Here is an 11,449-nt window from a genome sequence, read left to right as displayed (position 1 = left end):
AGCGATTCCCCGCATGCACGTCCAGCGGCACCCGGATCCGGTGCTCGGGCAGCCGACCGGTCATCGCCCGACGCCGAACCCGGCCAGGCGCACCGGGCCGGTCAGCACCACCCGCAGGCCCGGCGTCCGTCCCGTGACCGGCCGCCCGATGGACCGTACGGGTTCCAGCACCACCTCGGTGAGGTCGTGCCGACCCAGCCCCTCGGGGACCGCCGCCCGCGCGAACGGGCGCGCTCCGCCGTCGGCGACCGTCTCCAGGGTCACCGAGGCCGGTCCCGGCGCCGTGCGGGCGACGGTGACCACGGCCGCCTCGGCGAGACCCTCGACGGCGGTGAACTCCAGCCATCCCGAGCCCGACGGCGCGGTGATCACCTCGCCCGTGGCCAGGGTGGCCTCCTCGATCCGGGTGCCGTGGTGGGTGTCGAAGTCGACCGCGCGCAGCGGCAGCCGGTGCGGGGCAGCCGGCTCGCCGTCGAGCGTGAGGCGTGCGCGTAGGGGGGTGTCGGCGGCGCTCGGTCCGGCCAGCACCCGGTAGTCGGCGGCCAGGACCGTCATGGCGTGGCGGGTGGTGTCCCAGACCGCGAACCGCTCGGCGGGGACCCGCAGGGACACGGTGCGGTGCTCACCGGGCGCGAGCGGGACCCGGGCATGGGCGGCGAGGCGGCGCGGGAACCGCACCGGGTGGTCGGGGGAGTCGGTGTAGACCTGGACCACCTCGGTGGCCGGCCGGTCCCCGGTGTTCGACACGCTCACCCGGGCGAGCACGCCGTCGCCGTCCGGTTCCACCGACAGGGCGTCGTAGCACACCTGGGCGTAGGTGAGCCCGTGCCCGAACGCGAACTGCGGTTCGGCGTCGCAGTACCAATAGGTGGTGCCCGCACCGAGGATGTCGTAGTCGAGCAGGTCGCCCGCGTCGGCCTCGCTGCGCCACCAGGTCTGCGGGAGCCGGCCGCTCGGCTCGACCTCGCCGAGGAGCACGTCCAGCAGCCCGTTGCCGGCCTCCTGGCCGCCGTGGCCGGTCCACACGATCGCGGCGGCGTCGCGGGCGGCGGCGTCGAGCGCGTACGGGTAGCTCGAGACCAGGACCAGCACCGCGGCCGGGTTCGCCTCCCGGACGGTGCGCCACAGTTCGGCCATCGGCGCCGGCAGGTCGAGGGCGGGCCGGTCCTGCGTCTCCCGGCCGAGCAGGTGCGGGTCGTTGCCGACGGCGCACAGCACCACGTCCGCGTCAACGGCGGCGGCGGCGGCCTCTTCGGCGCCTGAGCGCACGAGCCGGCGGACGAACCGCTCGGCCTCGTCCACGCTCGCGGCGGTGGCGCCGACCCCACTGCCATACGCGTCCGCGCGCAGCCACCGGCCGGTGCCGAGGTGCTGGAGGGACCAGGTGTCGTCGGGGTGCCGGTGCGCCCGCCAGGACTCGCCCACCACCCAGCCCTGGGGCCGGGTCGCATCGGCCAGGACCCGCTCGCCGTCCGCACGCAGGAGCAGGCCGGTGGTCGCACCGGCCAGGGTGAGCACCCCGTGCCCCCAGTCGGTGACGTCCCAGAGCACGTCCTCGCCGGCCCTCGCGGCGACGTCGGCGGCGTCGGCGACCAGGACCCGGTCGGCACCGGCCCGCAGGTAGGCGCCGGTGCCGACCGAGCGCAGCGCGACCCGGTCCGAGCCGTCCAGCACGCTGACGTCCCCGGGATCGGTCGCGCCCCAGCGCGCCCGGACAGCGTCGGCGAGGCTCACCGTGTACGGCGGGGTGCCCGCGTACCAGTCCGGCAGCACCCGGCCCGCGAGCGGCCCGATCACCGCCACCGAGCCCACCGGCGCGAGCGGCAGCACCCCCGTGTTGCGCAGCACCACCACGGCCCGCCCGGCGGCCTCCCTGGCGAGCTCACGGTGCGTAGGCAGGTCGAGGTGCTCGGCGGTGATGGCGTCGTAGGGGTCCTCGGTGTCGAACTCACCGGAGTTGGCGCGTACGGTCAGCACCCGGGTGACGGCGCGGTCGACGTCGGCCATCGTGATCAGGCCCCGCTCGAGCGCCTGCCTGATCAGGGCGATCGTGGGCGCCGGGTCCGGCCCGTTGTCCGTGAACGAGTCCACCCCGGCCACGAGTGCCGCCGCGTGCGCCACGACCGGGTCCGGGTGGTAGCGCTCGGCGACACTCAGGTTCGTGGGCGCGCCGGCGTCGGAGACCACCAGCACCGACTCCTCGGTCCAGGACCGCAACAGCTCCAGCAACTCGCGCGCGACATGGTTCGGCCGACCGTTGACCAGGTTGTAGGAGGGCATCACCGCTCCCACCACCCCGGCCTCGATCGGGCCCCGGTACGCCGGCAACTCGTACTCGTGCAGCACACGCGGGCGCAACTGCGAGGAGGTGACCGCACGGTCGGTCTCGTTGTTGTAGGCGAGGAAGTGCTTGAGCGTCGGCACGGTGCGCCAGATCCGGGTGTCCTCACCCCGCAGCCCGCGGGCGTAGGCGGTGCCGAGGTCGGCGGTCAGGTGCGGATCCTCGGAGTAGCCCTCCTCGTTGCGGCCCCAGAGTGGGTGCCGCAACGGGTTCACCACCGGCGCCCACACATTCCGGCTGACCGTCGGGTCGGCGGCGTGCTTGGCGCGCAGCTCGGTGCCGACCTGGTCCCCGATCCGGCGCAGCAGATCCGGGTCCCAGCTCGCGGCGAGGCCGACGGGCTGCGGGTACAACGTGGCCCGACCGAGCCAGGCGACCCCGTGCAGGGCCTCCGCGCCGGTGTGGAACGGCAACAGGCCGAGGCGCCCGACGGCGGGACTCGCCTGGTGCAGCATGGCCACCTTCTCGTCGTCGGTGAGCCGGGCGAGCAGGTCATGGACGAGGGAGTCGAGGGAGTCGCGGGAACGGACGCCGCTCGCGTCCGCGGGGGGTTCTGCCGGGTTCGACTGCGGCACCGTCGGTGCTCCTTTGCCTGACGTCGTGAGAGCGATCCGGGTTCGAATCGGTTCGATGAAGGTACCGCCGCCATCGGCGGCTTCGAGCGCTTCTCGTGGGCGGTCTGAGGTGCGGTCATCTCGTTTCATTATGGCGGTTCGCCCGTCGACGATCCAGCCGCCGGACGTCCACGATCCAGGCGGTTGCCAGGTCTGTGCACGGTGCCCTACCATCGAGGCGTTCGAACCGCTTCGACGACGGCGCACAGAGGCGCAGCGTGTGAGCGGCCGCCATCCACGAAGGAGTGAACGCGAACATGAACATGAACCTGGACTCAGACGCGACCCGAGTGCTGCCGTTGAACCGGCGCTCGTTCCTGACCCTCCTCGGCGTTGGTGCGGCAACCCCGGCCGTCCTCGCCGGCTGCAGCTCGGAAGCACCCGGCGGTGCCGGCGACCCGAGCGGCGGCGACGTGACGAGCGCGCTGCCCGACTACATCCCGATCGACTACGTGGAACCGGACTTCCCGAGTGTGAACGGCTCCACGGCCGGGTACGCGACGATCCCGACGGACCTGGTGCAGGTGTTCGACGCTCCGCCCGGATCCGGGTCGGAGTTCACCGCGATGACGCCGCTCTGGGGCGCGATCCCGCCCACCGAGGGCAACCAGTACTTCGACGCCGTGAACGCGGCCATCGGCTCCACGATCCAGTTCCAGATCAGTGACGGCAACGCCTACGGCGACAAGCTCGCGGCCGTGCTCGCCTCCGAGCGGGACGTGCCGGACTGGGTCTCGATCCCCACCTGGAACATCCCGCCGCGGTTCGACCAGGCCGTCGAGGCCCTGTTCGAGGACCTCACCCCGTTCCTGGCCGGCTCGGCCGTGGAGAAGTACCCGAACCTGGCGAACATCCCCACCGACGTCTGGAAGTTCTGCGTCTTCGACGGCCAGCTCAAGGCGCTCCCGTTCCCGGGCGAGATCATCACCGACGCGATCTTCTACCGCGACGACGTCCTCGAGGCGGAGGGGTACACCGGCCAGCCGGCGAACGGTCAGGAGCTGCTCGACCTGGCCAAGGAACTGACCGGCGGCGACCGGTGGGCGGCCAACGACCTGTGGAACTCCTCGGTGATCATCCACGGCGTGGTTCCGAAGTGGCGGATCAACGACGACGGCACGCTCACCCACCGCGTCGAGACCGACGAGTACCGGGCCGCGCTGGAGTGGAACGCCGCGCTGTTCGCGCAGGGCTCCGTGCACCCGGATGCGGTCGCGGACAACTCCGGGGATGCCAAGACCCGATTCGAGTCCGGCCAGGTCCTGATCAGCAACGACGGCGTCGGCGGCTGGCACGAGGCGCTCGGCCGGCAGCTGGCGTCCAACCCGACGTACTCCCAGCGTCCGTTCACCCCGTTCGCGGCCGACGGCGGCACCCCGGTCCTGTGGAAGGGGAACCCGGCCAACATCTTCTCGTTCCTCAAGAAGAACTCCGATCCTGCGAAGATCGAGGAACTGCTCGCGGTCGCCGACTTCCTCGCCTCTCCGTTCGGCACCACCGAGTTCGAACTGATCAACTTCGGGCTCGAGGACCTGCACTTCAGCGTGGACGCGAACGGCCTGCCGGTGGCCACCGAACTGGCCGCCACCGAGGTGCAGCCCACCTACATCTTCCTGACCGACCCGCCCGTGGTGAACGCCAAGGTGCAGTATCCGGGGTTCGTCGAGGCGTTCTGCACCTGGATGGCCGACGCCGCCCAGTACGTGAACGACCCGGCGTTCTTCGGGATGCAGATCACCGAGCCGACCCAGTACGCGTCCCTGGCCCAGCCGTTCGAAGACCTCGAGAAGGACATCTCCCGCGGCCGCAAGTCGATGGCGGACCTGGACGCCGCCATCGAGACCTGGAAGACCTCGGGCGGTGAGGAACTGCGCGCCTTCTACACCGACATCCTGGACGCGCAGTGACGACCCGGACGGTGCCCACCGACGTGACCGACCACGCCGAACCCGTCGACCGGTCCGGGCCCGGCGGCGCCGGGCCCGCCCCGACCGGCCCGCCGCGACCACGCCGCCGGAGCGTCTGGACCCGGATCAAGCGGGACCGGTCGCTGCTGCTGATGACCGTCCCGGTGATCGTCCTGCTCGGGGTGTTCGCGTACGTGCCGATGCTCGGCAACGTGATCGCCTGGCAGGACTACTCGCCCTACGTGGGCATCCTCGACTCCCCGTTCGTGGGCTGGTGGAACTTCGAGCGCGTCTTCACGAACCCGCTGTTCTGGGACGCGGTCCGCAATACGCTGGTCATCACGGCGTTCCAGCTCGTGTTCTTCTTCCCGATCCCGATCGCGCTCGCCCTGCTGCTGAACAGCGTGATCACCCCGGCGATCCGCACCACGATCCAGTCGGTCGTGTATCTGCCGCACTTCTTCTCCTGGGTGCTCGTGGTCACGATCTTCCAGCAGTTGCTCGGCGGCGCCGGGCAGCTGCACCGGATCCTCGAGGGAGCGGGCTTCTCCGGGTTCGACATCATGACGAACCCGGACACGTTCCTGCTGCTGATCACCGCGCAGTCGGTGTGGAAGGACGCGGGCTGGGGCATCATCATCTTCCTCGCGGCCCTGTCCACCGTGGACCCGGCGCTGTACGAGGCCTCGGTGATGGACGGCGCGAACCGATGGCGACGGATGTGGCACATCACCCTGCCGGCGCTGCGCCCGGTCATCATCCTGCTGCTCATCCTGCGGCTCGGCGACGCCCTGACCGTCGGCTTCGAGCAGTTGATCCTGCAGCGCGGCGCCGTCGGTGCCGGCGTGGCGGAGGTGCTCGACACGTTCGTCTACTACCAGGGCGTGATCAACGGCGACTGGAGCTTCGCCGCCGCCGCGGGGCTCGTCAAGGGCATCGTGAGCCTGATCCTGGTGCTCGGCGCCAACAAGATTGCCCATGTCTTCGGAGAAGCTGGGGTGTACAAGCGCGCATGAGTACCGCACTCGGACCCGACGGGGCCGCCACCGCCACCCACCCGCCCGTCGACGCGGCCGCCGCCGGTTCTGCCCGGCCCGACCCGCGCCGTCGTCCCCGCCGTTCCAAGCACCGCCCGGTCTGGGAGGAGAGACCCACCGCGCTGGGGACCGGCGCGAAGGTGATCGTGCTCGCCCTGATCGTGCTCGCCGTCGTGTATCCGCTGTACACCGTGATCATCACCTCGCTGTCCACGACCGCGGCGGTCACCCAGGCTGGCGGGCTGGTCACCGTGCCGACCGAGGTCACCACGGCCGCCTACCGGCAGATCCTCGCCGGCGGCATCGTGACCAGGGCGACGCTGGTGAGCATCGGCATCACCGCGGTCGGCACCCTGCTGTCCACGACGGTCTCGATCCTGTGCGCCTACGGGCTGTCCAGGCCGACCTCGTTCGGGCACCGCCCGATCCTGTTCGTGCTGCTGATCACCATGTTCTTCGGGGCCGGCATGATCCCGACCTACCTGCTCGTGAGCAACCTCGGCCTGATCGACACCTACTGGTCGCTGATCCTGCCCGGTGCGGTCTCGGCGTTCAACGTGCTCCTGCTGCGCAACTTCTTCATGGGCATCGACCCCGGCATCACCGATGCCGCGCGGATCGACGGCGCGGGGGAGTGGCGGGTGCTCGGCCAGATCGTGCTGCCGATGTCGAAGGCCGTGACGGCGGTGGTCGCCCTGTTCTACGGGGTCGGCTACTGGAACGCGTTCTTCAACGCGATGCTCTACATCAACGACAACGCGAAGTGGCCCCTGCAGCTGGTGCTGCGCTCGTACGTGCTGCAGGGCGTCACCCTCCCCGGTTCCGGGGTCGGTCAGGTGGATGTCGCGACGGGCGCCGTGACCGGGCTGCCGGTCAAGATGGCCGTGATGGTCCTCGCGATCATCCCGGTGCTGGTCGTCTACCCGTTCGTGCAGCGCCACTTCACGAAGGGAGTCATCTTCGGCGCGATCAAGGGCTGACACCCCGGTGAGAGTGCGGAAGTGGTCGCCACCTCCGCACTCTCACGACCGGCACCTTCGACGCATCCCGGTGAGTGCGCTGTTGTGGCTGCCGCTTGCGCTCTCTCGGGCCGGAACGGCCCGGCCTACCGGACCACCGCGACCGGGCACCGCGCGGTCCGCAGCACGTCCTGGCTGACCGAGCCGAGCAGCATGCCCTTGAACGCCCCTCGCCCCCTGGACCCGACCACGACGAGTGCGGCGGTCGAGGACTCCTCGGCGAGCAGCACCGACGGGGGTGTGGGCAGCACGATCGTCTCCACGACCACGTCGGGTTCGGCCGTGCGCTGCCCGGCCATCGCCTGGGCGAGGATCCGCTCGCCGGAGGCGATTGCGGCGCCGATGTCATTGATCGGGGCGCCGAGCCCCTCCACCCGCCCGGCCCGGGTGTGCCACCACCCGTAGACCGCGCGCAGCGGTGCGCCGGTGCGAGCCGCATGCGCGAACGCGAAGTCCAGCGCGGCCCCGGAGCCTCCTGAGCCGTCGACCCCCACCACGATCCGGGTGGCGTGCGGATCGGCAGGAGCTCTGACCACCACGACGGGGGATTCGGCGTGGCGGCTGACGTGCTGGCTCACCGAGCCGAGCAGGAGACCGCCGGCGAGGCTGTGGCCGCGCGCCCCGACCACCACCATGGCGGCGCCGCGGGAGGCTTCCACCAGGGCCGGGACCGGCGGCCCGGTGATGATCTCGGAGGTGACCGCCCGGGCGGTGAGGCCCTCCAGGCGTCGCTCCAGCGAGTCGCGCAGCGACGTCAGCCGTAGGTCGTACCAGGCGGCCGAGGCCGAGTAGGACACGGCGGAGGCGTCGAAGACCGAGCAGATCAGATGCAGGGGAACGGACTGCTCCGCAGCGGCCCGGTCCGCCCACTCCACGGCCAGATCGGCGTCCGGCGAGCCGTCGTATCCGACGATGACAGCACCTCGGGGAATGTCCATACGCCATCCTCCCGCCGCGGCTCGGCCCAGGCCTGGGCCGGAGGTCCCGGGTCAGCGCGGCGGTGCGGTGCTCGCCCGCTCGTGCAGGGTGGGAGCGATCAGGCGGGTCTCCACGGTGTCGGAGCCGGCGAGCCTGGCCAGCACCATGTCCACGGCGACCTGCCCGATGTTCAGCGCCGGGATGTCCATGGCCGTGATCGGGACCGGCTGGGCATCGGCCACGTCCGCCGGGGCGAGCGCCACCACGGAGACGTCCTCGGGGACCTTCAGGCCGCGACGGCGCAGACCACCGAGGATCACCGGGAGTGCGGCCTCGTTGTGCACGACCAGTCCGGTGAGGCCCGGGACCTGGTCCAGCACGGCGTCCAGGGCCGCGATCGCTTCCGCGCGCGACGTACCGGTCGGCTCGATGACGCACGCGACGCCGTCGTGCGTGGCCTGGGCACGGTAGCCGCGCAGCAGCCGGTCCGCGTAGGAGGTGTGCCGTGCGATCACTGCCGGCGGCGGCCCGATCAGCGCGACGTCGCGGTGACCGAGCCTGGTCAGGTGCCGCAGCGAGAGCCGTGCCGCCGCCTCGAAGTCGAAGTCGACGCAACTCACCCCGCGGGCGTCCTCCGGCAGGCCGATCAGCACGGTGGGCTGCCGGAGCGCGGCGACCTGCGGGATCCGCGGGTCGTCGGACTCGACGTCCATCAGGATCAGCGCGTCCACGAGCGAGCCGGAGCCCACCCGCCCCACACCGTTGTCCTCGTCCTGGGTGAGCAGGAGCACGTCGTAGTCCGCCGTCCGCGCCCGCGTGACCACGCCGGTCACGAACTGCATGATGACGCTGACGTCGACGTCGGGGCGCAGCGGCGCCATCAGGGCGAGGATGTTCGTCCGGGCCGAGGCCAGCGCCCGGGCACCGGCGTGCGGGTGGTAGCCGAGCTCGGCGATCGCCTTCTCGACCCGCGCCCGGGTGCTCGCCGAGATCGTCCGCTTCCCGCTGAGGGTGTAGGACACGGTGGAGACCGAGACCCCGGCCCGGCGGGCCACGTCGTTGATCGTCACCATCTGCCGGCTCCTGTTCGCTGGTGAGCGAGCGGCCGCACGACGGCAGCCGCCCCGGCGCCGATCCGGACCCGCTCGGTGCCGCCCGGCCACCGGACCAGGTGCTCGGTCGGCTCGCCCGTGCCATTCTCCCCGGCACCGGTGGCCGCGACGCGCAGGCTCGCCTCGGTGAGGTGTCCGCCGTCGTCCCAGCTCAGGTCGACCACGACGCCGCCGCGGGCGAGCAGGCCACGCACGGAGCCGGCCGGCCAGGCCGGCGGCAGGGCCGGGAGCAGATCGATCACGCCCTCGTGGGACTGCAGGAGCGCCTCGGCGATCCCCGCGACGATCCCGAAATTCCCGTCGATCTGGAACGGCGGGTGGGCACTGAACAGGTTCGGGTAGACCCCGCCGCGCTGACCGGCGCCGTCGTCGGCCGCCCGCAGGGCGAGGGCGAGCACCTCGTCGAGCCGGTCCCCGCGGCGCAGCCGGGCCCACAGCGACAGCCGCCACCCGAGCGCCCAGCCGGTGGACTCCTGGCCCCGCAGGTCCAGGGTCCGGGCCGCCGCGGCGGCGAGGTCGGGCGTGCCGTCACAGGTCCACAGCCCGAGCGGGAACAGGCCGACCAGGTGCGAGGTGTGCCGGTGTTCGGGTTCGTACTCGGCCAGCGGTGCGGACCACTCGAGCAGTTCGCCGCGCTCGCCGACCCTCGGGTCCGGCAGCGCGGCGACGGCGTCGGTCAGGTCGGCGAGCCACGGTGCGTCCGCGCCGATCCGGGATGCGATCGCGGCCGCCCGGGCGGCCAGGTCGCGCAGCAGCGCCACGTCCATGGTCGTGGAGACCGACAGTGCGGCGGGCGCGCCGTCGGCGGCGACGAACCGGTTCTCCGGCGACGTCGACGGGGACGTCCGGGCGGGTCCCGGACCGGTCCGCACGATCCAGTCCAGGGCGAACCGGCAGGCTCCCTCGATCGCCGGCCAGGACCGGCGGGCCCGGGCCAGGTCACCGGTGAACTCCAGGTGGTCCCACACCGACCGGCACAGCCAGATGCCGCCCATCGGCCAGGCCGACCAGGCCGGGTCCCCGGCGCCCGCCCCGGCTGCGTACGGATAGCCCCAGGGATCGGTGTTGTGGTGCGCCAGCCAGCCGCGGGCGCCGTAGAGCTCGGCCGCGGCGCGCCCGGTCCCCGCCAGGGTGTCCACCAGGTCCAGCAGCGGCGCCTGGCAGGACGCCAGGTTCGTGGTCAGCGCCGGCCAGTAGTTCATCTCGGTGTTGATGTTGATCGTGTAGTTCGAGCTCCAGGGCGCGGGCAGTTCGCCGTTCCAGATGCCCTGCAGGTTGGCCGGGTACCCGCCCGGCCGGGACGACGCGATCAGCAGGTAGCGGCCGTAGTGGAACGCGAGCGCGATCAGCCCGGTGAGGCCGGCCGGGTCCCGGTCGGCGCCCGGGGCGTTCGCGGCCCGGATCCGCTCGTCCGTCGGCTCCGCTGTGATCGGGCCGAGGTCGAGCCGGACCCGGTCGAAGAGCTCGCGGTGGTCCGCGACGTGCTCGGCGTACAGCTGCTCCGGCGCGACGGCGTGGGCCGCCTCGATCCGGTCGGCGAGCAGGTCGTGCAGGGCCTCGAGAGTGCTGGCGGTGTTCGCGTGCCGGTGCGGCCCCGTCCGCGGCTCGGGGAGCACGGTCCCGGTCCCGATCAGCAGGCGTGTCATCCGGGCGCCGCGCACGTGGGCACCGGCGTCGTCGGTGGTCACCTCACCGTCGGTCTCGATGGCGACGTGGACGAGGCCGGTGCGTGAGTCGCCGGTGTACCTGGCCGGCGGGTCGGCGTGCTCCCGGATGGCCGGGACGTCGGCCGGCAGCAGGAGCTCGAGGAGCAGACGCGCGGTGCCGACGATCTCGGCCCGCGCATCGCGGGTGAGCTCACGGACCTGGTCGGGGTCCAACCGGACGTCCAGATCCACACCGGACTCGGCGTGGACCTCGTGCACGATCAGACCGGCCGGGTGCGAGGCGTAGGTGTGGTGCGCCACCCGGATGCCGCCCGCGAGGTAGCGGTGTCCCGCCGAGGCCGTGCGCAGGTCCAGCCAACGGGCGGGGGCGGGGGCATCCGAGGAATCGGTGGCCGTCGGCCGGACGGCGACCCGCACCTGCGCGAACGGCAGGTAGGCCTGCGAGTGCCCGCCCTGGAACGCCCTCTGCAGGGCCTCGGCCGCCCGCACGTCGCCGTCGGCCAGGTGCTCCCGGATCCGGGCGAGCAGCCCCGGGCCCTCGGCCGGCTCGAGCTCGGGGTCGGCCACGGCGCTCGGGCCGGACCACGCCGACCCCTCGTTCAGCTGCAGGACCTCGCCGCCGGGACGGCCGGCGACCATGGCGGCGGCGTGTCCGTTGCCGACCGGAAGCGATTCGACGAAGCTCGACGCTCCACCGTGGTACCAGAGCAGCGTAGCGGGGTCGTCCTCGGGGGCCTCGAAGAACGGGAGAAGCGCGGTCGTTGTCATGGATCCACTCCGATCAGCGGGACTTGCCAGAGCCTCGCGCACGCCACTTTACACACGACCAGGCCC

The 11,449-nt window shown here is 72.2% G+C and carries 7 protein-coding genes; 3 read left to right on the top strand and 4 right to left on the bottom strand.

The annotated features are described in order from the left end of the window. Positions 1-60 precede the first annotated feature (60 nt). A complete protein-coding gene (locus EXU48_RS07170) occupies positions 61-2,916 on the bottom strand; it encodes a glycoside hydrolase family 3 C-terminal domain-containing protein (protein WP_235856888.1) in 2,856 nt (951 codons plus the stop codon). 296 nt (positions 2,917-3,212) lie between these two features. On the opposite strand from EXU48_RS07170, the gene EXU48_RS07165 reads away from it, so the two are divergent. From EXU48_RS07165 to EXU48_RS07155, 3 genes are read left to right on the top strand one after another with little or no spacing between them, the layout of a single operon-like run. Beyond that, complete coding sequence (locus EXU48_RS07165) at positions 3,213-4,862, top strand: type 2 periplasmic-binding domain-containing protein (RefSeq protein ID WP_235856887.1); 1,650 nt, start codon at positions 3,213-3,215, stop codon at positions 4,860-4,862. Continuing rightward, positions 4,859-5,878: an ABC transporter permease gene (locus EXU48_RS07160; RefSeq protein ID WP_133106946.1), complete on the top strand. Its 1,020-nt coding sequence runs from the start codon at positions 4,859-4,861 to the stop codon at positions 5,876-5,878. The genes EXU48_RS07165 and EXU48_RS07160 overlap by 4 nt, the downstream gene beginning before the upstream one ends. Then, on the top strand, positions 5,875-6,879 hold the full coding sequence (locus tag EXU48_RS07155) for a carbohydrate ABC transporter permease (RefSeq protein ID WP_133106945.1): 1,005 nt from the start codon (positions 5,875-5,877) through the stop codon (positions 6,877-6,879). Before EXU48_RS07160 ends, EXU48_RS07155 begins: the two co-directional genes overlap by 4 nt. 125 nt (positions 6,880-7,004) lie before the next feature. Here EXU48_RS07155 and EXU48_RS07150 read toward each other — a convergent pair whose 3' ends face one another. From EXU48_RS07150 to EXU48_RS07140, 3 genes are read right to left on the bottom strand one after another with little or no spacing between them, the layout of a single operon-like run. Beyond that, on the bottom strand, positions 7,005-7,856 hold the full coding sequence (locus EXU48_RS07150) for a universal stress protein (RefSeq protein WP_133106944.1): 852 nt from the start codon (positions 7,854-7,856) through the stop codon (positions 7,005-7,007). 51 nt (positions 7,857-7,907) lie between these two features. Next, positions 7,908-8,909 (bottom strand): LacI family DNA-binding transcriptional regulator, encoded by a 1,002-nt coding sequence (locus EXU48_RS07145; protein ID WP_133106943.1) that lies wholly within the window; start codon positions 8,907-8,909, stop codon positions 7,908-7,910. Next, positions 8,903-11,383 carry a glycosyl hydrolase family 95 catalytic domain-containing protein gene (locus tag EXU48_RS07140; RefSeq protein ID WP_133106942.1) on the bottom strand — a complete coding sequence of 827 codons (2,481 nt, stop codon included), beginning with the start codon at positions 11,381-11,383 and terminating at the stop codon, positions 8,903-8,905. Before EXU48_RS07140 ends, EXU48_RS07145 begins: the two co-directional genes overlap by 7 nt. Positions 11,384-11,449 lie beyond the last annotated feature (66 nt).

The organism is Occultella glacieicola (genome assembly GCF_004353825.1).
Lineage (GTDB): Bacteria > Actinomycetota > Actinomycetes > Actinomycetales > Beutenbergiaceae > Occultella > Occultella glacieicola.
Note: the sequence above shows the minus strand (reverse complement) of the source record. Positions and strands in the feature narration are given on the sequence as shown.

Coding starts and splice junctions, on each gene's coding strand:
- EXU48_RS07165 (WP_235856887.1), top strand. CDS start 3,213: ATGAACATGAACCTGGACTCAGACGCGACCCGAGTGCTGCCGTTGAAC.
- EXU48_RS07155 (WP_133106945.1), top strand. CDS start 5,875: ATGAGTACCGCACTCGGACCCGACGGGGCCGCCACCGCCACCCACCCG.
- EXU48_RS07150 (WP_133106944.1), bottom strand. CDS start 7,856: ATGGACATTCCCCGAGGTGCTGTCATCGTCGGATACGACGGCTCGCCG.
- EXU48_RS07145 (WP_133106943.1), bottom strand. CDS start 8,909: ATGGTGACGATCAACGACGTGGCCCGCCGGGCCGGGGTCTCGGTCTCC.
- EXU48_RS07140 (WP_133106942.1), bottom strand. CDS start 11,383: ATGACAACGACCGCGCTTCTCCCGTTCTTCGAGGCCCCCGAGGACGAC.